Genomic DNA, 21,278 nt, shown 5'->3' with positions numbered 1-21,278 from the left:
CGAGCACCGCCAGCGCAGCGTCGGCAGAGGCAGGACCTGCCGGTGAAGTCCCGGGCGCATTCAAGCTTTCTTCAGACATTTGGGCTCACCTGACGATCCATTTCCATCAGTCATTGTCGACCGCGCATGAGTTTCGTCCAGATTCAGTGGACGCGCTGCAAGACCGTCTTCCGCGACCGCGCCGGACGGTTGCAGGACGGCTATTCCAGGCAATGTCCGAGTTGCGAGGTGGTGCTGTTCTTCGCGGAGGACTCGCCGAACCCTCAGGTCAAGCAGGCCATGAAGCGCGCGCGCAAGGCCCGCAAGGAGCAGCGCGAAACCGAAATGGCCAAGGCATCCGCGCCGCAAGCGCGTGCCAATGTTTCGCGCTCATACGCCGGACGGACGCAGCAGGCATCGGCAGAGGACGAGGACTAGCTTAGCCCCGCCGCGGCTTCCTCGGAAACAGCCTGTCGCGGATGTAACGCGAGGTCGGTGTCAGGCGGATGCCGCGCGGCTTCTGCCAGGCGGCGCGGTCGATCTCGTTCTTGTCGCCGATCGCGAGCCTGCCTTTGGCGCCCTTGGCGATGAAGATCGCGTCGCTCATCTTGCGGCCGGAGCGCTTGTTCCTGGCCGTCACTTCCTTCCAGAGGCTGATCCGGCCGAGCTTCAGCCTGGGCAGCTCTTCCTTGATCTCCCGCCGCAGGCAGTCCTTGTCGGACTCGCGCGCACGCTTGCGGCCGCCGGGGAACATCCAGAGGCCGTCCGACCGGCGTCTGACCAACAATACCTTGCCGCGCTTGGCGGCTACCAGCTTGGACGACTTCGCCATTTCCGCCGTAATCGAAAACAGAATCGAGCCAATGGTAACTTGTCTAGTCGAATAGACAAGTTCGGGACGCATCTTGATCACAGCCAGCGAGGCCGTCAGGTCTGGTGGGACACGGCAGGCCGATCGCGCCGTTCGAGGCGCGAGATCAGGCCTCGCCTGCTCTTTCTCCCGCTTTTGCCCCCGCCTCTGCCCGGTCCTCCGTCCTGATCCAGGCCATCATCATCTCCCAGGCCACGGACAGGATGATCGGCCCGATAAACAGGCCGACGATGCCGTGGGCGAGCGTGCCGCCGATCACACCGACGAAGATCACGATGGTCGGCGTGGTCAGGCCGCGCCCCATCACGAGCGGCTTCAACATGGTGTCGAGGAAGCCGACGAGGACAAGAAAGACGGTGAGCAGCAGCGCCGTGGTGACGTCCTTGGCGGTCCAGATCCAGATGATCACCGGCAGCAGCACCAGGAAGGCGCCGATCTGCACGATCGAGAGCAGCAGCACGATGAAGGCGAGCAGGCCGGCGCTCGGCACGGCGGCGAGCTTGAAGCCGATGCCGGCCAGCAGCGCCTGCACGATCGCGACGCCGATCACGCCCTGCGCCACGGCGCGGATGGTCGCGCCCGCGAGCCCCAGGAAATGCTCGCTCTGCTCGGGCACGATGCGAAACAGGAAGCCGCGGCCGGCGGCAACCAGCCGCGGCCCGTGCGGAAACAGGAATCCGGCGACGAACACCGAGACCAGGAACTGGAGCGTGCCGACGCCGGCATCGCCCGCGAGCGACAATAGCGGTCCCGCCAGCGGCTGGAGATACGGCGCCACCTCGCGCAGCACAGCGCGGATGTTGTTGTAGGCCTGCTCCCAGAGGTCGTAGAGCCAGGGACCAACGAGCGGCCACGATTTGAGCTGCTCCGGCGCCGACTGAAGCGCGAGGTCGCCGGTGCCGAGCTGGCGCGCCAGCTCGCGCACGCCGTCGACGGCACTGATGCCGAGCCAGGTCGCCGGGCCGATGACGATGCCGAGCGTGATCAGGGTCAGGATCGCCGCTGCGGTCTTGGGCCGGCCGCCGAGGATCTTGGCGACCCAGCTGAAGGCCGGGTAGAACGCGACAGCGAGTACGCCGCTCCAGGCCAGGATCGGCACGAAGGGACGGATGATCAGGAAGGTCCAGATGATCAGCAGGCCGAGCAGGCCGAGCCGGATCACGAGCTGGATGATGTCCTCGCCCGTCAGGAGCTGACGGAGACTTTTCACGGGCACGGCTTTCCTTGCGGCATTGACGCGGGTTCCGGCACTTGCGCGGTCCAGCGTTATTGCCAGCCGCGCATCCGGCGTCAAGACGACGGGGCCGGCCCGAGCCCGGCGATTAGGCGTGAAATCTAGCTGCCGGATCAGGAACGCGCTTGGACCTGTCGGCGGAGTGGCTTGGGCTGACGGGCGCGGCACATATCGGGAAAAACCTGCAAGACCTGCAACCGAAGGTCGGGTTTGGCTAACGACGATTAACCGGATTTCGGCCGACCGGTTTACGCCGATGCAAAGGCATGCACCTACGCTCCCATCGAGGTCCCCCAAACCACTTTCGGTGCAATGGCCAACAGCATCTGGACGATCGAAGAATTCACCTGCGCGGGTTGCAGCATGAACTACACCGCGACCCGCGAGGAGCACACCGAAGCGCATTCCGGCAGCTTCAAGTGCAGCATCTGTAGCGGCGTGGTGCACACATGGTCCGGCAAGCATCATTTCTTCGGCTGGGAAGCGGTAAAGACCAAGCCGCCGGTGTTCGGAAGGCGCTGGGCCGGAGCCGGATGGTAGGCTGAAACGACGTTTCTCAGCCCTAGCCTGGGAGCGAAGCGATACCGGGGACAGTCGCGCCAGATATCCCGAATGTTCTTCGCTCATCCCGGCTACGTGGCTCGTCGTAGCGCGAGCGCTTACACCCCGTCATTGCGCCCAGCGAGAACTGCGGCTTCTGGTCCGCTGCGGCAGCAGATAAACTCCCCTTCCCTGCAACTGAAGTCGATACGCAATGACCGCATCGTTCGTCCCTCAGATCGCCCTCTACCGCAATTGGCTCGCCGAGCAGCGCGGCCTCACCTTCGCCAGCTACGAGGACATGCGGCAATGGTCGGTGCGCGATCTCGACGGCTTCTGGCACAGCATCTGGGACTATTACGATCTGCAATCGCCGACGCCGTTCCAGGCCGTCATTACCGAGCGCAAGATGCCCGGCGCGGTCTGGTTTCCCGGCGCCAAGGTCAACTATGCCCGGCAGGTGTTCCGCCATGTGGACGCGGCCGACGCCGCCGGCCTGCCCGCGATCGTCAGCTGTGGAGAGGACGGCAGGCTTGGCGAGACGAGCTGGCCGGAGCTGCGGCGCAAGGCGGCTGCCCTCGCCCTGCATCTGAAAGAAAAAGGCATCAAGCCCGGCGACCGCATCGCCGCCTATCTGCCCAACATCCCCGAGACGATTATCGCATTCCTGGCGAGCGCCAGCATCGGCGCGGTCTGGAGCGTCTGCGCGCCCGACATGGCTGCGCCCGCCGTGATCGACCGCTTCAAGCAGATCGAACCGAAAGTGCTGATCGCCTGCGACGCAGTCACCTATGCCGGCCGCCGGCACGATCGCAAAGACGTCCTCGCCGAGCTGCGGCGATCGCTGCCGACGGTCGAGCACGTCATCCTGCACAGCGAGGCCGCGCCCGCAGCGCCGGACGCCCTGCTCTCCGATATCGTCGCAACGACGGGTGCTGCGATCGACGCGTTCGAGCCGGCCTGGCTGCCGTTCGATCATCCGCTCTGGATCGTCTATTCCAGCGGCACCACCGGCCTGCCGAAACCGATCGTGCACGGCCATGGCGGCATCGTCATCGTGGTGCTGGCGTTGCTGGGCCTGCACAACGATCTCGGCTGCTCCTATCACCCAAACTCGTTCGGCGAGCGCTATCACTGGTACAGCTCGACCGGCTGGATCATGTGGAATTCGCAAGTCGGCGGCCTGCTCAGCGGCACCACCTGCTGCATTTTCGACGGCAGTCCCGGCGGGCCCAAGGACAAGCCGGACTGGACCACGCTGTGGCGCTTCGTGGCACAATCGAAAGCGACCTTCTTCGGTGCGGGCGCGGCATTTTTTGCGAACTGCGCCAAGGCCGAGGTCGATCTCGCAGCCGGCGATCTCTCGCGATTGCGTTGTCTCGGCTCGACCGGCTCTCCGCTGAGCGCCGACACGCAAGCCTGGTTCAACGACCGCTTCGCGGCGCTCTCGAAGACCAACGGCAGCAAGGCGCAGGCTGATATCTGGTGGGCCAACATCTCCGGCGGCACCGATTTCGCCGGCGCCTTTATTGGCGGCAATCGCGAACTGCCGCAGACGCCGGGCGCGATGCAGTGCCGTCTGCTGGGTGCTGCCGTGGAAGCCTTCAGCGAACAGGGCCACGCCGTCACCGACGAGGTCGGCGAGCTCGTCTGCACCGAGCCGATGCCGTCGATGCCGCTCTATTTCTGGAACGACAAGGGCGATGCGTGCTATCGCGCGAGCTATTTCGAGACCTACCCGGACAATTTCGACGGCAGCGGCCGCGGGCCGGTGTGGCGGCACGGCGACTGGCTCAAGGTCAACCCGGACGGCTCCTGCATCATCTATGGACGCAGCGATGCCACCATCAACCGGCACGGCCTGCGCATGGGCACGAGCGAACTCTACTCCGCGATCGAAGCCTTGCCGGAGGTGCTCGATTCCCTCGTCGTCGATCTCGAATATCTCGGCCGTGACAGCTACATGCCGCTGTTCGTCGTGCTACGCGAAGGCGTCGCCTTCGACGGCGCGATGCAGGCGAGGATCAACAAGGCGATCGAGGCCGGCCTCTCCCGCCGATTCCTGCCCAACGAAATTTTTGCCGTCGCCGAGATTCCGCGCACGCTCTCGGGCAAGAAGCAGGAGCTGCCGATCAAGAAGCTGCTGCTCGGCCAGCCCGTCAAGAAGGTCATCAACAGGGAGGCGATGGCCAATCCCGCCTGCCTCGACTGGTATCTCGCCTTCGCGCGCGACTATCTGGCGCGGACCGAGGCTTGAGGGGAGATCGGCCCAATTGCGCCGATGCCGTTTGGACTCCGTTCACCGATCGCCGCTAGAGCAGGATGGATCTTCCGCAACGAATGCGCGCCATGGCCGATCTCAACGCCGTCCTCACCAGGCTCAACGACCGTCTGCTCCGCCTCGAGGGCGAGCTGTTCGTGCTGCGCTCGCTGGCCCGCGCGACGCTGACGGCGGGCGATGACCATGCGGCGCGGATGCGCAAGCTGGTCGAGGCCGCAAAGGTCGCGCTCGACGACGAGGCGACGCGCCCTCTCGACAAGCCGACGCGCAAATATGTCGATGCGGCGACCGCGCTGGTGGAGGAATTGCTGGTCGAGCCGACCTCGGCACGGCCGTTGTTCACCGTCATCGACGGCGGCCGCCGCGACTGAGCGATAAACGCGTCAGCACTGCGACCGGTTAGCGCCCGTACAGGCCGGGCGCACGTGCGCGATTGGGAAAGCACTGTCCGCTCGAATAATTGTAGTCGTAGCCGTCGGGACAAAGTCCGCCGCGCCCTCCGTAGGAGTCCGGGCGCCCATAAGCGCCGGGCGCGCGCGCACGGTTCGGATAGCATTCGCCGTTCGAGTAATTGTAGTCGTAGCCGTCCGGGCAGAGGCCGCCGCGACGCCGGTAGGTCGGTTCGGGGGCCGTGTAGGTGCCGGGCGCATGATAGTCGTTGGGATAGCAGCGGCCGTTCGAGTGGTTGAAATCATAGCCATCCGGACATTGCCCGCCGGGCCCCCCTCTGAATTGAACTTGCTCCACCATCGGTGCTGGCGATGCCGCAGGCGGGGTTGCAAACGCAAGCAGGCCGACCAGCGCAAGCTCGATCATGATTTCTCCTCCAAATTACAGGGACAAGCCTAGCAGGATTTGTGTCCCATGAAACGACCTGCTGATTGACGCATGACCGGGCTGAACCCTGCGTGAACCGGAATCGGCCTGCGACGACGCGCCGTACCCAAGTCCTCGCATGAGCTCGCCTTGCAAAGCCCCGCTAGACCGCCTTGGAATTTCCCGCCTTGAGCCGGCTGAGGCCGGCTTCGATGATCGCGATCTCCTCGTCGATCTGGCCGATCGGCAGGCTGAAATCGTAGCCGGACCTGCTCTTCAGATCGACCGCGAGCCGCTGTCTGTGCATCATCAGCTCGTCGAGGCCGCGCCGGTTCTTCAGTCGGACATAGATGTCGACGATCTGCTCAATCGCGCTCGGCATGGAATCGGTCCCGGCGAAAAAGCCCGCGCGGCGCACCCACGCCGGCGGGACAATTTCGGTGTCGCGGTACGCAATACAAATCCGCGACGGATTCGTCGATACGCCAGGCTGGTTGAGAACGCGTTACTGTTCGATGATTTCGTGATGCGCGGCATGAAAAAGCCGCTGGCAACTATGCCAGCGGCCAAAGCCGGGTTCGAAAACGGATCCGGAATGAAATGTCGCCAGCCCCGGTAGGGCCAGATACTAACGGCGAGGCGAATTCCTTCTGTCCGAAATGAAACATAGGAACCGTCGCATTGATGATTTGCCGTTCGGTGGTGCTCTGCGGCAACGCTAGTCCGTCACGCAAAAATACGTTCGCGGCAGCCTGCGGTAGGCGCTGTAGCGGTAGTACGGCCGGTACGCGTAGCCGCGATAGAGCGCCGGGGGCTCCTCGCCGTAATAGGCGCCGTGATAGAAATTGACGACCGGTCCTTCCGCGCAGCGATAGGTGTCCCAGGTCGGGCCGATGAAGGGCGCCACCCCAACCTCAGGCGGAACCGCTGGATATGGCGGTCCGCCGGCACGCGCCGAAGTGGTCGCGATCAGTGCCGCCAGAAGGACAAACCACGCGCTCCGCATGCGCTCGCTCCAGGCCGGTGCCATGTGCGCATGGAAGCACCGGACCGGCCGGCTCCGCAATCGCGGAATTTATCGGGCACTCTCGCCCGGTGCATTGTTGATAACCGGCGTAAACGCCGCGCGGGTGGTGACAGGGCGTCCGGACGTGTTATCGGGGATGACGCAGTTGCGAGACGGATCGGACACCCATGCGCATTACCCTCGTCGGCTCCCGCCATTTCGGCGTGACCACCCTGAACATGCTCCGGGAGCACGGTGTCCCGGTCGTGCGGATCGTAGTGGCCGACGCCGACGATCGCCTCGCCGCGACAGCCACAGCGGCGGGCATCGACGTCGTGGTCCAGGCCAATCCCAAGCTGGTGGTGGCCTCCGAGATCGCGCCCGACACCGATCTGATCGTCACCGCGCACAGCCACGCTCGGGTCGGCAGGGACGCGCTCGCCGCGGCGAAGCTGGGCGGGATCGGCTATCATCCCTCGCTGCTACCGCGCCATCGCGGCAAGGCCGCCGTGGAATGGACCATCAAGGAAGGCGATCCGATCGCCGGCGGCACGATCTATCACCTTGCCGACCGCATGGACGCCGGCGCCATCGCCGCCCAGGAGTGGTGCTTCGTCAAGAAGGGCGAGACGGCGCGGGAGCTGTGGGAGCGCGCGCTCGCCCCGCTCGGGCTCAAATTGCTGGCCGACGTGATCGACTATGCCAAGGTCCATAAGGCGCTGCCGTCCAAGACTCAGGACGAGCAGTTCGCGACCTCCGCGCCAAGTCTTTCCTGAGTCCCTCTCCTGACGTTTACCCTTAACGTGAAGGGGCGTTGATTCTGCTTCGAAAATTGCAGCCGGAAACGCAAATAAACCATTGTTTCCACAGGAACAATTTTCGATTTGGCATTGCAACAAATTTCCGTCACATTTTGTCCTAATAAACGTCAGCATATCAGACAAATTCAAGGACGGAATTCATGCGTTTTGCTCGCATTGCGGCGTTCTGTGCCGCTTCAGTTATCACCCTCGCCGCTCCCGCTTTCGCCCAGACCCCCTATGACGGCAACTGGCAGGTCACCATCGTCACCAAGAGCGGTTCTTGCGAGCCAACCGCAAGCTCCTTGCTGACGGTTGCCGACGGCAAGATCACCGCTCCCGGCGCTAACGTTTCCGGCACCATCGGCCGGGAGGGTCTTGTGAAAGTTTCGATCAATGGTGCATATGCCAACGGTCAACTCAGCGGCAACGCCGGATCGGGGAAGTGGAATGGAGCATCTGCAGGCATACCGTGCAGCGGGCGGTGGGAAGCATCGCGCCAATAGGCAATTTGGGACCGGCGTCCCAAGCCGGCGGCTACTGATCGCGGCAGCGGTTTTGTTTGCGGCGGCGATTGCCAACTCTGAGAGCAAGGCCCAGTCCGGCCCGTTCGCCCCGCTGGCCGGCAGCTGGAGCGGTTCAGGCATTGTCATCCTGGATGACGGCTCGACCGAGCGGATCCGCTGCCGGGCCAAATACGCTCCGATCGGACCGACCTTGGAGTTGTCACTGACCTGCGCCAGCGACGCCTACAAGTTCAACCTCGGCGCCAGCGTCAAGGCTGAAGGCAGCGCCATCGCGGGCAGCTGGTCCGAGGCCAGCCGCAATATCAGCGGCTCCCTTTCGGGCCGCGGCGCCGGCGGAAACTATGAGCTGCTCGCCTCCGCCGCCGGCTTCAACGCCAACATCTCGCTGAAAACGTCCGGCAACAAGCAAGTCGTCACGATGCGCGCCGACAGCCAGTTCCGCGGCGCCAACATCACGCTGTCGCGCTAAGCGGATCCGCCTAGATTTACAATCGACCCGGCGATCTCGCCGGGTCGATTTTTTATGTGCCGGGCACGAACGCCGTGACCTCGATCTCGACTTTGGCCCGGTCGTCCACGAGACCGCCGATGTAGAGCAAGGTCGAAGGCGGGAAATTGCGCCCCAGCGTTTCCTTCCAGGCCGCGCCGATGCCGGCCCCGGCTGTCTCATATTCGCTGCGGCTGGTCAGGTACCAGGTCAGGCGGACGATATGCTCGGGGCCGGCACCGGCCTCGCCCAGGAGGTTGATGATCCGCTTCAGCGCGGCTCCGACCTGCGCCGCCATGTCAGGCGCGTAATTGCCGGTCTCGTCGCCGCCGGTCTGCCCGGCCAGCACCACCCAGCGGCCCGGCCCCTCGACCACGACACCATGGGAAAATCCGCGCGGTTTTTTCCATTCCGCCGGCTGCAAGATCTGCATGAGCGAAGCCCTTCCGTTTTTTGTCCTTGTTCGCTGTTGGCTTAGCACGCTGCCCTGCATCGCTGCATCCGCAGATTTGGCCGTTGCAAACGGCGGCGATGTCGCCGATACCGACCACCCCTTCAGATTTCGCCCCCGCATCCCGCCCCAATGACCACGACACCGTCCAAGACGATGGCTGCACTGTGGATGACCGGATGGCTGTCACTGACGTTGGTGATGGCGGTCGCGGGGCGCGAGGCTGTGCGCGAGATGAACGTCTTCCAGGTGATGGAAGTGCGCTCGCTGCTCGGCCTCTGCATGCTCTATCCGATGATCCGGCGCGCCGGCGGCATCGGGACGCTCAAGACGACGCGCCTGCCTCAGCACATCGCGCGCAATCTGATCCACTATGTCTCGCAGCTCGGCTGGTTCTTTGCGCTGACGCTGATTCCAATCGGCCAAGTGGTGGCGATCGAGTTCACGATGCCGATCTGGACCGCGATCCTCGCCGCCAGCTTCCTGTCCGAGCGCATGACATCGTGGAAGATCGCCGCCATCGTGCTCGGCCTCGTCGGCGTGATCGTCATCGTGCGGCCCGCGACCGGCGAGATCAATCAGGGCCAGTTGATGGCGCTCGGCGCGGCGGTCGGCTTTGGCGTGTCCATGGCGTTGGTCAAATCGCTCACCCGTACCGAGAGTGCGCTGGCGGTCCTGTTCTGGATGCTGGTGGTGCAGTCGGTCGCAGGCTTCCTGCCGACGCTCTATGTCTGGGCCTGGCCGCCTACCCATGTCTGGGGTTGGGTCTTGATAATCTCGGTCTGCGGCACGTTCGCACATTATTGTCTCGCCAGTGCGATGCGCTATGCCGACGCGACGGTGGTGGTTCCCATGGACTTCCTGCGGGTTCCGCTGACCGCGACTGCCGGCTGGCTCTTGTATTCCGAGCGGCTCGACGCCTGGACCGTGCTCGGTGCGGCACTGATCCTGTTCGGCAACCTGCTGAATCTGAAGCCGGCCGCCCCGATTCCGGCCCGCGCGCAGTGAACCCGCGCACGGCCTCGTGCGACAAACAAAGTGGTCGAGCGTGATTTGGATCACGTTGGAGGGGCATTCCACCGTGCACATTCGGCCGCGAGGCAATGGGTTGGGCGAACGGTCGTTTTGCTAGCGCGAAACCGGGCGTGTCGTGTAAGTTCGCCGCCAATTTGTTGCCGCCCATTATTCGATTCTGTTGGGGATTTCAGATGCGCACTCTCACCCTCCTCGCTTCGCTGATGTGCATGGCGTTGTCGGTCAGCGCCGCAAAGGCCGACCGCCGCGTCGCCTTCGTCGTCGGCAACGGAGCCTACAAGAACGTCGCACAATTGCCGAACCCACCGATCGACGCCAAGGCAATGGCGGCGACGCTGCGCAATGTCGGCTTCGAGGTGATCGAAGGTTCGAACCTCTCGCGCGACCAGATGACGGAGAAGCTGCTCGATTTCGGCCGCAAGGCGCAGGGCTCCGATGTCGCGGTGTTCTATTATGCCGGTCACGGCATTGCCGTCGGCGGCTCCAACTATCTCCTGCCTGTTGACGCCGACATCAAATCGGAGATGGACGTCAAGCTCGGCGCCGCCATCAACATCGACCTGACGCTCGACCAGACCATGGGCGATGCGAAGGTCAAGCTGGTCTTCCTCGACGCCTGCCGGGACAATCCCTTTGCCGCCAAGATCAAGTCCAACTCCGCGACCCGCAGCGTCAACGTGCAGAGCGGTCTTGCCGAGATGAAGTCCGGCGAAGGCACGCTGATCGCGTTCGCCACCGGCCCGGGCCAGACCGCGCTCGACGGCCAGGAAGGCAACAACAGTCCGTTCACCCGCGCGCTGATCGACAACATCACCAAGCCCGGCATCGAGATCCAGCAGGCGATGACGTCGGTCCGCGCCCAGGTCAACGAAGAGACCCACAAGGGCCAGCTTCCCTGGGGCCACACCAACCTGATCGGCGCCGTCTACCTCAACCAGGCCCCGACGAACCAGATTGCCAACGCGGCACCGACGGCGGCGGGCAGCGTGCCTGCGGCTGCGACCTCCGGCAGCTCGGAGGGCGTCGAGCTCGAGTACTGGCGCTCGGTGAAGGAGAGCAACAAGCCGGAAGAGCTCAACGCCTACCTCTCCGCCTATCCGAACGGTCAGTTCAAGGCGCTGGCGCTGGCACGACTCGCTGCGATCAAGAGCGGCCCGTCGACCACGACCCGCAACCTCAACGCCGGTGTCGATCCCGCGACCTTCACCGACGACGCCAGCCAGCTCACCGAGGACCAGATCGGCCTCGACAAAGGCCAGCGCCGCGACGTGCAGCGCCGCCTGACCGGGCTCGGCTTCGACACCAAGGTCACCGGCGCCTTCAGTGAGGACACCCGGACGGTGCTCAAGCGCTGGCAGGCGGCCCGTGGCTATCCGTCGACCGGCTATCTCAACAAGCTCCAGCACAAGGCCCTGCTCTCCGAGATCGTGGCGACCACGCCGACGGCGAGCGACGACAGCGCGAAGCCGGCCCGGCGTGCCAGCGCCCCCTCCCAGAGCGCTCCGGCACAAAATCGCAGCGGCGGCGGCGATCCCGGCGCGGCCTTCGTAGGCGGCGTTGTCGGCGGCATGATGGGCGGCATGTTCCGCCGCTGAGACTGGCGCGTTACGAAATACAAAAGCCCGGCTCGCGCCGGGCTTTTTTGATCCCAAACCCTCATCCTGAGGAGCTTGCGCGGCAAGCGTCTCGAAGGATGACGGCGGAGCGGCTTCAGCCGGGCCTTCATGATTCGAGACGGCGTGACGCGCGTCCTCACCATGAGGATTTGGCGTCTACTTCCCCGCCGCCTTGCGCAGCGCCTCGTTGATGCGGTCCTGCCAGCCGGGGCCGCCCTCCTGGAAGAACGCCAGCACGTCCTGGTCGATCCGCAGCGTGACCTGCTCCTTGATCCCCGGCGCCACGTTCTGCTTCGGCGGCGCTATGACGACCTTGGCCGTCACCTTCTTGAACGCCGCCTCGGCCTCCGTCCTGGCATCGCCAAGCGTGCGCGGCCGCCTCGGTGGTTGATCCGCCATGTGCTAGATTCCCTCAAACAGAGCCGTCGAAAGATACCGCTCGGAAAAGGACGGCACTATAGCCAGGATGGTTTTTCCCGCAGCTTCCGGCCGTTTGCCGATCCGAAGCGCGGCCGCGATGGCAGCGCCCGAGGAGATGCCGCCCGGAATGCCTTCATGCCGCGCCAGCGCACGCGTGGTCTCGATCGCCGTCGTCGAGGTGATCTTCACGATTTCGTCGATCACGGTGCGGTCGAGGATGTCAGGGACGAAGCCTGCGCCGATGCCCTGGATCTTGTGCGGCGTGTGCTGTCCGCCGGACAGTACCGGGCTCTCCTCAGGCTCGACCGCGACCACGTGCAGCGAGGGCTTGCGCGGCTTGAGCACCTGGCCGACGCCAGTGATGGTGCCGCCGGTGCCAACGCCAGCGACGAAGACATCGATGTTGCCGCCGGTGTCATTCCAGATCTCCTCCGCTGTGGTGCGGCGGTGCACCTCGGGATTGGCGAGGTTCTTGAACTGCTGCGGCATCACCGAATTCGGCGTCGTCTTCAACAGCTCTTCGGCCGTCGCGATCGCGCCCTTCATGCCCTGTGCGGCCGGTGTCAGCACCAGCTCCGCGCCGAGAAAAGCCAGCATCTTGCGCCGTTCGATCGACATCGACTCCGGCATGACCAGCTTGAGCCTATAGCCGCGCGAGGCGGCGACGAAGGCCAGCGCGATGCCGGTATTGCCGGAGGTTGGCTCGATCAGCACGGTGTCGGGCTTGACGATGCCGGCCTTTTCCATAGCGATGATCATGGCCGCGCCGATGCGATCCTTCACGCTTGCGGCGGGATTGAAATATTCAAGTTTTGCCAAAATGGTCGCGTTCACGTCGTGCATGCCCGGCAGCCGGCGCAGGCGGACGATCGGCGTGTCGCCAAAAGCATCGACGATCGAATCGTAGATCCGGCCGCGACCGGGTTGGTGCGCTGCACCCGTGGTGGACGATGCGTCCATGATGAACTCCCTGTGACGACAAATTTGCGCTTCTATTGCAGCTCTCGCGCAGTTACGGACAGCTTGCGGCGACACGCAAGCGACATTGCGGCACATGTTAAATACGCTGCATCGCAAAATCGCGTGAGCGCTAATTATCAGAAAACCAACGCATTTGTGTTGCGACCTCGTCAACTGATTCTGCTTATGTTAGACTTACGTCTCAAAGCAGGAAGGTCACCACGATGTCAGCAGTTGCTGAAGTGTTGTCGACCGTCGCACGCAACGGCGATCCGCGTTGTAGCGCGTTGCCCACCTGTCCCGTCTGCGCCGACTCCATGGTCGCCGCCGAAGCTTCTGCGTATGTGTCCGACCACGTCATCAGCTATCTCTGGACCTGCGACAATTGCGGCTACGGCTTCGTGACCAAGCACGCCGTCAAGCAGCGCTTCCTCTGCAACTGACCTTGTGCAATTGACCTAGCGCGGGGCGATGTCGCCCCTCGCCCAGTTCTCGCGCGTACGCTGGTAGAACTCCTCGAACGTTCCCTGTGCGATCGCGTCCCTGATGCCCTGCATCAGGAACTGGTAATAAGCGATATTGATCTCGGACAGCAGCATCGCACCCAGCGTCTCGCCCGCCTTGACGAGATGGTGCAAATAGGCGCGCGCGTAGCTGCGCGCCGACGGCCAGGAGCTCTCTTCGTCAAGCGGACGCGGATCGTCGGCATGGCGCGCGTTGCGCAAATTCACCTGGCCGAAGCGTGTGAAGGCAACGCCATGCCGGCCATTGCGCGTCGGCATCACGCAATCGAACATGTCGATGCCGCGCTTGACCGCTTCGAGGATGTCGTCCGGCGTGCCGACGCCCATCAGATAGCGCGGCCGCTCCCTCGGCAGCAGCGGCGCGGTCTCGTCGATCATCGCCAGCATCACGGCCTGCGGCTCACCGACGGCCAGGCCGCCAATCGCATAGCCGTGGAAACCGATCTCGATGAGGCCTTGCGCGCTGGCATGGCGAAGCTGCGGTATGTCGCCACCCTGCACGATGCCGAACAGCATGTAGCCCTCGGGCGCGCTCTCGAAGGCGCGCTTGCTTCGCTCGGCCCAGCGCAGCGACAATTGCATCGCACGGTCGATGTCGGCGCGCTCGGCGGGCAGTCGCACGCATTCGTCCATCTGCATGGCGATGTCGGAGCCAAGCAAACGCTGCACCTCGATCGAGCGCTCCGGCGACAGCTCGACCTTGGCGCCGTCGATATGCGAACGGAACGTCACGGCGTGCTCGCTGACCTTGCGCAAATCCGCCAGCGACATCACCTGGAAGCCGCCGGAATCCGTCAGCATCGGGCCGTTCCAGCCGGTGAATTTCTGCAAGCCGCCGAGCGCCGCGATCCGCTCTGCGCCGGGACGCAGCATCAGATGATAGGTGTTGCCGAGCACGATGTCGGCACCGGCATCACGCACCTCGCGCCAGTGCATGCCCTTCATCGCGCCGGCGGTGCCGACCGGCATGAAGGCGGGCGTGCGCACCACGCCGTGCGGCGTGGTCAGGCGCCCGGTGCGCGCGGCGCCGTCGGTGGCGAGCAGTTCGAAATGATTGGGCAGACCAGTGTCAGGACGATTCATGACGGTGCTTATTGCGTGTCGGAGAAGGCCGATCAACCCGCTCAGGCGATGCTTCGGCCGGCTTATGCATCAGACTGGGACACAACGGACACGGATATTTGCGCCTGCAGCACTTGTTAAACAAAACGATACAGTGTAGTTTTATCTTGGGGGCTGGACGAGATGCCGCGGCGATGTTGCCGGCGGCGGTATGCGTGATCGCCAGCCACCGACAATGCCCTTCCCTTCAAGTTCGACCGACATGTCCAGCCGTTCGCATGGCTGGACAAGGCAGACAGGCGCCCGCCTGATCGGATTCCTGGTCCTGACGTGCAGCCTGGCGCTCGGCGCCTGCACCTCCCTGCCCCGCACGCCCTATACGGCCACTGAAGCCAGCACATCGCGCGTGCTCGATATCGACGGCCTCCGGCGCTACGCCGACGAACCCATCACGAAATTCAGCTTCGAGAAGGACACCGGCACCGCGACGAAGTCCTACCTGGCGCTGTCAGGCGGCGGTGCCGATGGCGCCTACGGCGTCGGCGTGCTCAACGGCTGGACCGCGGCCAGAAGCCGTCCCACCTTCTCGGTCGTCTCGGGCGTGAGCACCGGCGGCCTGATCGCACCCTTCGCGTATCTCGGCTCGCAATATGACGACACGCTGAAGGAGGTCTACACCAGCGGTATCGCGGAGAGCCTGTTGAGCGATCCCAGCATCATGCGCGTGCTGTTCGGATCCGGCCTGTTCGGCAACACGCGGCTGCGCGAGCTCGTCGCCCGCTATGTCGGGCCGGAGATCATGGCGCAGGTCGCGCGTGAAAACGCCAAGGGCCGGCGGCTGTTGATCGTGACGACCGATCTCGACACCCAGCGGACCGCGATCTGGGACATGGGCAAGATCGCAGCGGTCGGCTCGCCCGAGGCGCTCAAGCTGTTTCGCGACGTGATGGCAGCCTCCGCCAGCATTCCCCTGGTGTTTCCGCCGATCATGATCGACGCCGAAGGCCAGGGCCGCAGGTTTCAGGAGATGCATGTCGACGGCGGCGTGACGGCCCCGGTGCTGACGCTGCCGGAAGCCCTGCTTTTCCAGGGCAGTCGCCTGCCCGGCAATGCGAAGATGGACATCTACATCCTCGTCAACAAGAAGATCGAACGCAACTTCGAGCTCGTCTCCAACAGCACCATCGACGTCGCCTCACGCAGCCTGTCGTCGATCACACAGTCGCAGACCCGTTCGATCATCTTCTCGACCTATGATTTCGCCAAGCGCAACCGCCTGGGCTTCCATCTCTCCTATATCGCGCGCGACTATCCGGCGGCGGCCTCGGAAGGGTTCGACACCGCCTATATGCGGGCGCTGTATCAGTACGGATATGAGAAGGCGGCTTCAGGCCAGGCCTGGGCTTCGACGCTTCCGTGAGGCCCTCACGGAGGAACGAGGTCGTATCGAGACCATTGACGATGCGGCCAATTCGGCCAGATTCGCCATGACGCCCCGGCTGCTGCGCGGTATAGAGCAATGACGACTGTCAGGAACGCGCAGGAATCATTGGGCATGGGATTGACTGCGACCAGGACAAGACCCGCGGCGCCGCGGCGCGAGGTGCCGAAATCGCGCGGCGGTCGGCCGACGAAAAGTGCCGCGATCGAGCGTGATCAGCGGCTGATCGAGGTCGCCACCCGCCTGTTCCTGGATCGCGGCTTCGACGCCACCTCGCTCGATGCGGTTGCGGAAGCGGCGCGGGTGAGCAAGCCCACCGTCTATGCCCGTTACGGTGACAAGCGCGGATTGTTCGCCGCCGTGCTGAGGCGCGAGATCGCGCGCTGGCTTGCACCGCTGTCCGCTGCGGCCGAGACGCAGCTCGGCAGTGCCTCGGATATTTCGGTCGAACAGCGGCTGGTCGAGATCGGGCGCGAGATGCTGACATTCACCTGCGGTCCCGATGCTGTCGCCTTCAGCCGCATGATGACGTCGCAGGCCATCAACTTTCCCGACATCGCCAAGCTCGGCAAGGAGGAAGGCTGGCTGAAGGCCGTCGCCACCACGGCACGCTTCTTCGACCATCTGGTGGCGCAAGGCGCGCTCGACGTGGACGACACCACCATTGCAGCCGAGGTGTTTCTCGACGTCGTTGTCGGTCACAACCATCGCCTGGCGACGTTTGGAACGCCGCCGGAGATGAAGGTCGCGGAAAAGCGCATGCGCGCTGCGATCAAGCTGTTCCTGGCCGGCGCGCTGGGATCTGCGGACCGCGTCCAGAGCACTGCCAAGGGCACGCAGCGGCGACGCCCGTCGCGCTGACAATTCCGTGAGGTTGCGATCTTTTCCAAGGGGACCCGCGCCCGCGTCGTTGACCAAAACAAAACGATACGGTATGGTTTAATTACAAAGGCGATGCGGATCGCTTTTTCACCAGCCCCAAAGAGGTCCGCACCGCTCGATCGCCGCGGCGGGTACAGCCCGTCACGACGCTCAGCGGCCGACCGATGCCCAAGGTCGGCCGCAAATTCTTTACGATCATCCGGCACACTCGCTGGCCGAGGGTTTCGAGCATGACGACAGCCAAACGATGGACCTCGGGATTGCTTGCGATCGCCCTGTCCGCACTCCTCCTCGCAGCGCCCGCGCGGGCGATCGTGAGCACGGGCACGCCGACCGCGCTTCACAGCGACACAGATGGTGACAGTGAGGCCGATCGCCAAGCGGTCAGCCGCGAGATCGAGCGCTTCCACAGCTCGTCGATCTCGATCAGCCAGGCCATGGCGATTGCGGAAGCCCGCCACGCCGGTGCCACGACGGCGGATGTGAGTTTCGACGGAGCCTCCGGCGTGCCGGTCTACCGGGTGAAGACCCTGCACAACGACCGGATCTGGCGCCACACCATCAATGCCGCGACCGGCGAGCTCGTCGGCGGGGAAGCCGCCCTCCCTCTCGCCGAGCTCGATCTCGACGACCGCAGCAACCTCGTAGCGCTCGGAGCCATCAAGCACCGCCTTGCGGATGCTGTGCACGTTGCCGAACGTGCAGCCTCCGGCAAGGCGATCAGCGGCGGGCTGGTGCGCGAACGCGGCCGGCTGAATTTCGCGATCGTCGTCATCAGTGGCGACAACCTCAAGGAGGTCATCCTCGAGCCGCCGGGCGCCCGGGCCAAATAGCTGCGGCCACAATCCCGCCGAAAAGTCATTGACGGGCGCAAAACTCTCCCGCATAAGCTCCCGCCATGTTCACGACCACCAAACGCACGACTAAAACCACCACGGCCTTCGGGGTCCGGGGAGGCGTGCGCGTGTAGTCGTCGACTAGAACGCAATCCACTCTACCGAAGCCCCGCCCTCGTTGGTCCGGGGCTTTTTTGTTGTCTAAATTCTCAATTCAATGGAGGACAAAGTGAGTAACGATCCCGTCGTCGCGATTGTCGGCGTCACCGGTGCGGTGGGCGCCGAATTCATCGCCACCATGGACAAGCGCGGCTTTCGCGTCGGCAAGCTCAAGGCGCTGGCCAGCGCCCGCTCGGCCGGCAAGACGGTGTCGTTCCGCGGCAAGGACGTCGTCATCGAGGAACTGACCGAGCGCGCCTTTGATGGCGTCGACATCGCCCTGTTCTCCGCCGGCGGCAGCATTTCGAAGACGTATGCCCCGATCGCGGTCAAGGCAGGCGCCGTCGTGGTCGACAACTCCTCCGCCTTCCGGATGGACCCGAACGTGCCGCTGGTGATCCCCGAGATCAACGGCAACCGCATCCGCGACCACAAGGGCATCATCGCCAACCCGAACTGCGCCGCGATCACGGCGCTCGTGCCGCTGTGGCCGATCCATCAGAACAACCGCATCAAGCGCGTGATCATCTCGACCTACCAGGCGGCCTCCGGCGCCGGCGCTGCCGCGATGGAGGAGCTGGTCGAGTCCACCCGCGCCAGCCTCAACGGGCAGGTTTATACGCCGAAGGTGATGCCGCATCCCTACGCCTTCAACCTCTTCAACCACAACACGGCGGTCGATCCTGACACCGGCTACAACGACGAAGAGACCAAGGTCATCAACGAAACCCGCAAGATCTTCGAGGACGACAAGATCGCGATCGGCGTCACCTGCGTGCGCGTGCCGGTGCTGCGGGCTCATTGCGAGGCCATCACCTTCGAATGCGAGAAGCCGATCAGCGAGGACCAGGTCCGCGCCATCATGGCGCGAGCGCCCGGCGTCAAGATCGTCGACGACCGCGCCAGGAATTACTTCCCGATGCCGATCGACGCCTCGGGCCAGGATGACGTCCTGGTCGGCCGCATCCGCAAGGATCTCAGCGATCCCAGCGGACATTCGATCTCGATGTTCGTGGCGGCGGATCAGCTGCTCAAGGGCGCGGCGCTGAACGCGGTGCAGATCGCGGAGCTGCTGCCGCAGCGCGTGATGGCGTAAAATCCCGACCCGTCCTGAGGTGCGAGCCTGGCGGTGCAACGCACCGCCGGGTGAGCCTCGAAGGATGGACGGCCGAGATGCAGCAGTCGGGCCACCGCCCTTCGAGGCTCGCCGAAGAGGCGAGCACCTCAAGGGTGACGGTGAGAGAGTAGCGCTTACCGCTTAATCCACCGCTCGAAACAGCAGGCAGGCATCGCCATACGAATAGAACCGGTAACCGTGTGCGATCGCATGCGCATAGGCCTGCTGCATCGCCTCAAGCCCGGAGAAGGCCGACACCAGCATGAACAGCGTCGACTTCGGCAAATGGAAATTGGTCAGCAGAATATCGACGGCGCGGAAGCGATAGCCGGGGGTGATGAAGATGGCCGTCTCGGCGGCGAATGGCTCAATGGTGCCATCCTCGCTGGCTGCGCTTTCGAGCAGCCGCAATGACGTGGTGCCGACGGCGATGATCCGGCCGCCGTTCCTCCGCGCGGTGTTGAGCCGTTCGGCGGTCTCGGCCGAGATCGTGCCCCACTCGGCATGCATCTTGTGGCCTTCGGTATCGTCCACCTTCACCGGCAGGAACGTCCCTGCCCCGACATGCAGTGTGACGCGGTTGAGGCCGACGCCGCGCGCGTGCAGCGCCTGCTCCAGCGCCGGCGTGAAATGCAGGCCGGCTGTCGGCGCGGCAACGGCCCCTTCATTCGCCGCGAACATGGTCTGGTAGTCGGCGAGGTCCTGATCGTCAGGCGTGCGTTTCGAGGCGATGTAGGGCGGCAGCGGCGGGCTGCCGAGATCGGCGATGGCCTGATCCAGTGTCGGGCCGTGGAAGGAAAATGACAGCGTCACCTCGCCTTCCGCGCCCTTGGCCTCGACCTCGGCGTCGAGATGGCCGAGCAGGCAGACCTTGCCTTCGTTGCCGAAGCGGATGCGGTCGCCGGCCGTGAGCTTCTTCGCCGGCTTCACCAGCGCCTGCCAGCGCGAGCCGTCGAGGCGCTTGATCAGCGTCGCCTCGATCTTCGGCTCGGTCTCGCGGCCGATGCGGCGGCCCTTCAATTGCGCCGCGATCACCCTGGTGTCGTTGACGACGAGCTGGTCGCCCGGCTTTAGCCATTGCGGCAGCTCGGCGATGACCCGGTCGCGCAACGTGCCGTTATCGACAACCAGCATCTTCGCGGAGTCGCGCGGGCTCGCCGGGCGCAGTGCGATACGCTCGGCGGGCAGGTCGAAATCGAAGAGATCGGTGCGCATATCAGGCTCAGCGCCACACAGTCACACCTCATCCTGAGGAGCGCGGAACGCGCGTCTCGAAGGATGAAGGCCCCGCTGCTGCAGCTCGGCCTTCATGGTTCGAGACGGCGCTACGCGCCTCCTCACCATGAGGGGAAACGCCTACTCCGCGTCAGCCGCCATCCGCGCCTTGACGATCTTGTCGGGGTTCTGCACCGGCTCGCCGCGCTTGATCTTGTCGACGTTCTCCATGCCCTCGGTGACCTTGCCCCATACCGTGTACTGGTTGTCGAGGAAGCGGGCGTCGTCGAAAACGATGAAGAACTGGCTGTCGCCGGAATCAGGGCTCGCCGCACGGGCCATCGAAGTGACGCCGCGCACATGTGGCTCCTTGTTGAACTCGGCCTTCAGCTTCTTGCCGGAGCCGCCGGTGCCGGTGCCCTGCGGGCAGCCGGTCTGCGCCATGAAGCCGTCGATCACGCGATGGAACACGATGCCGTCGTAGAAGCCTTCGCGCACGAGCTCCTTGATGCGCGCGACGTGGCCGGGCGCCAGATCAGGCCGCATCTCGATGGTGACGGGCCCCTGGGTAGTCTCGAGGATCAGTGTGTTTTCGGTGGCGCTCATACTCGTCTCTCTTGTGTTGGGGGTGAAGTCTTCCGGTTGCGAAACTGGATCGCGAATGGACGCCCCGCAGCGGCGCCGGCCATCGCATCGGTAAATGGCATCGGCGTGCAGCGTTGCAATGCCTCCATCACCGCGACCCGGTATTGCAGCCGGTCATCGTCGGAGGCCTCCGCGGATTCATAGGTAATCCTCGGATGGCCCAGAATGTTTCCGGCCCGGTTAAAGCTCACGACAACGGTGATGTCGATGGGGCGGGCCCTGCCGGCCGGGGGCGGCTTCCAGCAGGTGCGCAGATGCCGGAAGATGTCCTGGATGGTGTTGACCTGCACGTCCTCGGCGGCCGCTCCGGAGACGCCGAGCAGCAGCGCCGCGGCAACCAGCAGGAACTTGCCACCGCAACGCGCCATCGTCTC

The 21,278-nt window shown here is 64.4% G+C and carries 26 protein-coding genes; 14 read left to right on the top strand and 12 right to left on the bottom strand.

Annotation, left to right across the window (positions count from 1 at the left end; all coding sequences use genetic code 11):
* Positions 1-126 precede the first annotated feature (126 nt).
* Positions 127-417 (top strand): hypothetical protein, encoded by a 291-nt coding sequence (locus QCM77_RS22445; RefSeq protein ID WP_279684911.1) that lies wholly within the window; start codon positions 127-129, stop codon positions 415-417.
* Position 418: 1 nt separating this feature from the next.
* Here QCM77_RS22445 and QCM77_RS22440 read toward each other — a convergent pair whose 3' ends face one another.
* Both QCM77_RS22440 and QCM77_RS22435 read right to left on the bottom strand, forming a co-directional pair.
* Positions 419-811 (bottom strand): NUDIX hydrolase, encoded by a 393-nt coding sequence (locus QCM77_RS22440; RefSeq protein WP_279663670.1) that lies wholly within the window; start codon positions 809-811, stop codon positions 419-421.
* A 145-nt stretch (positions 812-956) separates the two neighbouring features.
* Positions 957-2,066, bottom strand: a complete 1,110-nt coding sequence (locus QCM77_RS22435) for an AI-2E family transporter (RefSeq protein ID WP_279684909.1) — start codon at positions 2,064-2,066, stop codon at positions 957-959.
* A gap of 330 nt (positions 2,067-2,396) precedes the next feature.
* Here QCM77_RS22435 and QCM77_RS22430 point away from each other — a divergent pair, with 330 nt between their 5' ends.
* The 3 genes from QCM77_RS22430 (at position 2,397) to QCM77_RS22420 (ending at position 5,276) form a co-directional block, all read left to right on the top strand.
* Positions 2,397-2,624 (top strand): hypothetical protein, encoded by a 228-nt coding sequence (locus QCM77_RS22430; protein ID WP_279663672.1) that lies wholly within the window; start codon positions 2,397-2,399, stop codon positions 2,622-2,624.
* A 214-nt stretch (positions 2,625-2,838) separates the two neighbouring features.
* On the top strand, positions 2,839-4,881 hold the full coding sequence (locus tag QCM77_RS22425; protein WP_279684907.1) for an acetoacetate--CoA ligase: 2,043 nt from the start codon (positions 2,839-2,841) through the stop codon (positions 4,879-4,881).
* A 92-nt stretch (positions 4,882-4,973) separates the two neighbouring features.
* Positions 4,974-5,276 carry a hypothetical protein gene (locus QCM77_RS22420; RefSeq protein WP_007590765.1) on the top strand — a complete coding sequence of 101 codons (303 nt, stop codon included), beginning with the start codon at positions 4,974-4,976 and terminating at the stop codon, positions 5,274-5,276.
* Between the two features lie 28 nt (positions 5,277-5,304).
* Here the strand turns inward: QCM77_RS22420 and QCM77_RS22415 are convergent, their stop codons facing one another.
* The 3 genes from QCM77_RS22415 to QCM77_RS22405 form a co-directional block, all read right to left on the bottom strand.
* Positions 5,305-5,721, bottom strand: coding sequence for a hypothetical protein (locus QCM77_RS22415; RefSeq protein WP_279663674.1), 417 nt, complete (start codon positions 5,719-5,721; stop codon positions 5,305-5,307).
* 163 nt (positions 5,722-5,884) lie between these two features.
* Positions 5,885-6,103, bottom strand: coding sequence for a hypothetical protein (locus QCM77_RS22410; protein WP_279663675.1), 219 nt, complete (start codon positions 6,101-6,103; stop codon positions 5,885-5,887).
* A gap of 336 nt (positions 6,104-6,439) precedes the next feature.
* On the bottom strand, positions 6,440-6,727 hold the full coding sequence (locus QCM77_RS22405) for a hypothetical protein (protein WP_279663677.1): 288 nt from the start codon (positions 6,725-6,727) through the stop codon (positions 6,440-6,442).
* A 188-nt stretch (positions 6,728-6,915) separates the two neighbouring features.
* Here QCM77_RS22405 and QCM77_RS22400 point away from each other — a divergent pair, with 188 nt between their 5' ends.
* From QCM77_RS22400 to QCM77_RS22390, 3 genes are all read left to right on the top strand, one after another.
* Positions 6,916-7,503 (top strand): formyltransferase family protein, encoded by a 588-nt coding sequence (locus tag QCM77_RS22400; RefSeq protein WP_279663678.1) that lies wholly within the window; start codon positions 6,916-6,918, stop codon positions 7,501-7,503.
* A gap of 185 nt (positions 7,504-7,688) precedes the next feature.
* Positions 7,689-8,033, top strand: coding sequence for a hypothetical protein (locus QCM77_RS22395; protein ID WP_007610621.1), 345 nt, complete (start codon positions 7,689-7,691; stop codon positions 8,031-8,033).
* Positions 7,978-8,523, top strand: a complete 546-nt coding sequence (locus QCM77_RS22390) for a hypothetical protein (RefSeq protein WP_279663679.1) — start codon at positions 7,978-7,980, stop codon at positions 8,521-8,523. The genes QCM77_RS22395 and QCM77_RS22390 overlap by 56 nt, the downstream gene beginning before the upstream one ends.
* Before the next feature lie 52 nt (positions 8,524-8,575).
* On the opposite strand, the gene QCM77_RS22385 is transcribed toward QCM77_RS22390, so the two are convergent.
* Complete coding sequence (locus QCM77_RS22385) at positions 8,576-8,974, bottom strand: RidA family protein (protein ID WP_279663680.1); 399 nt, start codon at positions 8,972-8,974, stop codon at positions 8,576-8,578.
* 150 nt (positions 8,975-9,124) lie between these two features.
* Here QCM77_RS22385 and QCM77_RS22380 point away from each other — a divergent pair, with 150 nt between their 5' ends.
* Positions 9,125-10,000 (top strand): DMT family transporter, encoded by an 876-nt coding sequence (locus QCM77_RS22380; protein WP_279663683.1) that lies wholly within the window; start codon positions 9,125-9,127, stop codon positions 9,998-10,000.
* 200 nt (positions 10,001-10,200) lie between these two features.
* Complete coding sequence (locus tag QCM77_RS22375) at positions 10,201-11,622, top strand: caspase family protein (protein WP_279663685.1); 1,422 nt, start codon at positions 10,201-10,203, stop codon at positions 11,620-11,622.
* Between the two features lie 177 nt (positions 11,623-11,799).
* Here QCM77_RS22375 and QCM77_RS22370 read toward each other — a convergent pair whose 3' ends face one another.
* Together QCM77_RS22370 and cysK are read right to left on the bottom strand one after the other, a co-directional pair.
* On the bottom strand, positions 11,800-12,042 hold the full coding sequence (locus QCM77_RS22370; protein WP_279663687.1) for a BrnA antitoxin family protein: 243 nt from the start codon (positions 12,040-12,042) through the stop codon (positions 11,800-11,802).
* 3 nt (positions 12,043-12,045) lie between these two features.
* A complete protein-coding gene (gene cysK, locus QCM77_RS22365) occupies positions 12,046-13,023 on the bottom strand; it encodes a cysteine synthase A (RefSeq protein ID WP_279663688.1) in 978 nt (325 codons plus the stop codon).
* A 224-nt stretch (positions 13,024-13,247) separates the two neighbouring features.
* Between cysK and QCM77_RS22360 the strand changes: the two genes are divergently transcribed.
* Positions 13,248-13,466, top strand: a complete 219-nt coding sequence (locus QCM77_RS22360) for a hypothetical protein (protein WP_279663690.1) — start codon at positions 13,248-13,250, stop codon at positions 13,464-13,466.
* 15 nt (positions 13,467-13,481) lie between these two features.
* Here the strand turns inward: QCM77_RS22360 and tgt are convergent, their stop codons facing one another.
* Positions 13,482-14,630, bottom strand: a complete 1,149-nt coding sequence (gene tgt / locus QCM77_RS22355; protein ID WP_279663692.1) for a tRNA guanosine(34) transglycosylase Tgt — start codon at positions 14,628-14,630, stop codon at positions 13,482-13,484.
* Between the two features lie 241 nt (positions 14,631-14,871).
* On the opposite strand from tgt, the gene QCM77_RS22350 reads away from it, so the two are divergent.
* From QCM77_RS22350 to QCM77_RS22335, 4 genes are all read left to right on the top strand, one after another.
* Positions 14,872-16,029, top strand: coding sequence for a patatin-like phospholipase family protein (locus tag QCM77_RS22350; RefSeq protein ID WP_279663694.1), 1,158 nt, complete (start codon positions 14,872-14,874; stop codon positions 16,027-16,029).
* Between the two features lie 135 nt (positions 16,030-16,164).
* Positions 16,165-16,911 (top strand): TetR/AcrR family transcriptional regulator, encoded by a 747-nt coding sequence (locus QCM77_RS22345; RefSeq protein WP_279663695.1) that lies wholly within the window; start codon positions 16,165-16,167, stop codon positions 16,909-16,911.
* 251 nt (positions 16,912-17,162) lie between these two features.
* Positions 17,163-17,765 carry a PepSY domain-containing protein gene (locus tag QCM77_RS22340; RefSeq protein ID WP_279684905.1) on the top strand — a complete coding sequence of 201 codons (603 nt, stop codon included), beginning with the start codon at positions 17,163-17,165 and terminating at the stop codon, positions 17,763-17,765.
* 220 nt (positions 17,766-17,985) lie between these two features.
* Positions 17,986-19,023: an aspartate-semialdehyde dehydrogenase gene (locus tag QCM77_RS22335; protein ID WP_279663697.1), complete on the top strand. Its 1,038-nt coding sequence runs from the start codon at positions 17,986-17,988 to the stop codon at positions 19,021-19,023.
* Between the two features lie 162 nt (positions 19,024-19,185).
* Here the strand turns inward: QCM77_RS22335 and queA are convergent, their stop codons facing one another.
* The 3 genes from queA to QCM77_RS22320 all read right to left on the bottom strand — a co-directional run bounded on the left by queA (position 19,186) and on the right by QCM77_RS22320 (position 21,272).
* Complete coding sequence (gene queA, locus QCM77_RS22330) at positions 19,186-20,259, bottom strand: tRNA preQ1(34) S-adenosylmethionine ribosyltransferase-isomerase QueA (protein WP_279663699.1); 1,074 nt, start codon at positions 20,257-20,259, stop codon at positions 19,186-19,188.
* A gap of 141 nt (positions 20,260-20,400) precedes the next feature.
* Positions 20,401-20,865, bottom strand: coding sequence for a peptidylprolyl isomerase (locus QCM77_RS22325; protein ID WP_247508589.1), 465 nt, complete (start codon positions 20,863-20,865; stop codon positions 20,401-20,403).
* Positions 20,862-21,272 carry a UCP034077 family protein gene (locus QCM77_RS22320; RefSeq protein ID WP_279663702.1) on the bottom strand — a complete coding sequence of 137 codons (411 nt, stop codon included), beginning with the start codon at positions 21,270-21,272 and terminating at the stop codon, positions 20,862-20,864. Before QCM77_RS22320 ends, QCM77_RS22325 begins: the two co-directional genes overlap by 4 nt.
* Positions 21,273-21,278 lie beyond the last annotated feature (6 nt).

Source organism: Bradyrhizobium nivariense (assembly GCF_029846695.2).
GTDB lineage: Bacteria > Pseudomonadota > Alphaproteobacteria > Rhizobiales > Xanthobacteraceae > Bradyrhizobium.
The sequence above is the reverse complement of the archived record's forward strand: the minus strand, read 5'-3'. Positions and strand labels throughout refer to the sequence as shown.

Bases quoted from the DNA above. Each gene is read 5' to 3' on its own strand.
- QCM77_RS22400 (WP_279663678.1), top strand. From the start codon at position 6,916: ATGCGCATTACCCTCGTCGGCTCCCGCCATTTCGGCGTGACCACCCTG.
- QCM77_RS22405 (WP_279663677.1), bottom strand. From the start codon at position 6,727: ATGCGGAGCGCGTGGTTTGTCCTTCTGGCGGCACTGATCGCGACCACT.
- QCM77_RS22380 (WP_279663683.1), top strand. From the start codon at position 9,125: ATGACCACGACACCGTCCAAGACGATGGCTGCACTGTGGATGACCGGA.
- QCM77_RS22350 (WP_279663694.1), top strand. From the start codon at position 14,872: ATGTCCAGCCGTTCGCATGGCTGGACAAGGCAGACAGGCGCCCGCCTG.
- QCM77_RS22425 (WP_279684907.1), top strand. From the start codon at position 2,839: ATGACCGCATCGTTCGTCCCTCAGATCGCCCTCTACCGCAATTGGCTC.
- QCM77_RS22345 (WP_279663695.1), top strand. From the start codon at position 16,165: ATGGGATTGACTGCGACCAGGACAAGACCCGCGGCGCCGCGGCGCGAG.
- QCM77_RS22325 (WP_247508589.1), bottom strand. From the start codon at position 20,865: ATGAGCGCCACCGAAAACACACTGATCCTCGAGACTACCCAGGGGCCC.
- QCM77_RS22370 (WP_279663687.1), bottom strand. From the start codon at position 12,042: ATGGCGGATCAACCACCGAGGCGGCCGCGCACGCTTGGCGATGCCAGG.
- QCM77_RS22395 (WP_007610621.1), top strand. From the start codon at position 7,689: ATGCGTTTTGCTCGCATTGCGGCGTTCTGTGCCGCTTCAGTTATCACC.
- QCM77_RS22440 (WP_279663670.1), bottom strand. From the start codon at position 811: ATGGCGAAGTCGTCCAAGCTGGTAGCCGCCAAGCGCGGCAAGGTATTG.
- QCM77_RS22445 (WP_279684911.1), top strand. From the start codon at position 127: ATGAGTTTCGTCCAGATTCAGTGGACGCGCTGCAAGACCGTCTTCCGC.
- QCM77_RS22360 (WP_279663690.1), top strand. From the start codon at position 13,248: ATGTCAGCAGTTGCTGAAGTGTTGTCGACCGTCGCACGCAACGGCGAT.
- QCM77_RS22420 (WP_007590765.1), top strand. From the start codon at position 4,974: ATGGCCGATCTCAACGCCGTCCTCACCAGGCTCAACGACCGTCTGCTC.
- QCM77_RS22390 (WP_279663679.1), top strand. From the start codon at position 7,978: ATGGAGCATCTGCAGGCATACCGTGCAGCGGGCGGTGGGAAGCATCGC.
- QCM77_RS22430 (WP_279663672.1), top strand. From the start codon at position 2,397: ATGGCCAACAGCATCTGGACGATCGAAGAATTCACCTGCGCGGGTTGC.
- QCM77_RS22320 (WP_279663702.1), bottom strand. From the start codon at position 21,272: ATGGCGCGTTGCGGTGGCAAGTTCCTGCTGGTTGCCGCGGCGCTGCTG.
- QCM77_RS22375 (WP_279663685.1), top strand. From the start codon at position 10,201: ATGCGCACTCTCACCCTCCTCGCTTCGCTGATGTGCATGGCGTTGTCG.
- tgt (WP_279663692.1), bottom strand. From the start codon at position 14,630: ATGAATCGTCCTGACACTGGTCTGCCCAATCATTTCGAACTGCTCGCC.
- QCM77_RS22340 (WP_279684905.1), top strand. From the start codon at position 17,163: ATGACGACAGCCAAACGATGGACCTCGGGATTGCTTGCGATCGCCCTG.
- queA (WP_279663699.1), bottom strand. From the start codon at position 20,259: ATGCGCACCGATCTCTTCGATTTCGACCTGCCCGCCGAGCGTATCGCA.
- QCM77_RS22410 (WP_279663675.1), bottom strand. From the start codon at position 6,103: ATGCCGAGCGCGATTGAGCAGATCGTCGACATCTATGTCCGACTGAAG.
- QCM77_RS22415 (WP_279663674.1), bottom strand. From the start codon at position 5,721: ATGATCGAGCTTGCGCTGGTCGGCCTGCTTGCGTTTGCAACCCCGCCT.
- QCM77_RS22385 (WP_279663680.1), bottom strand. From the start codon at position 8,974: ATGCAGATCTTGCAGCCGGCGGAATGGAAAAAACCGCGCGGATTTTCC.
- cysK (WP_279663688.1), bottom strand. From the start codon at position 13,023: ATGGACGCATCGTCCACCACGGGTGCAGCGCACCAACCCGGTCGCGGC.
- QCM77_RS22335 (WP_279663697.1), top strand. From the start codon at position 17,986: ATGGAGGACAAAGTGAGTAACGATCCCGTCGTCGCGATTGTCGGCGTC.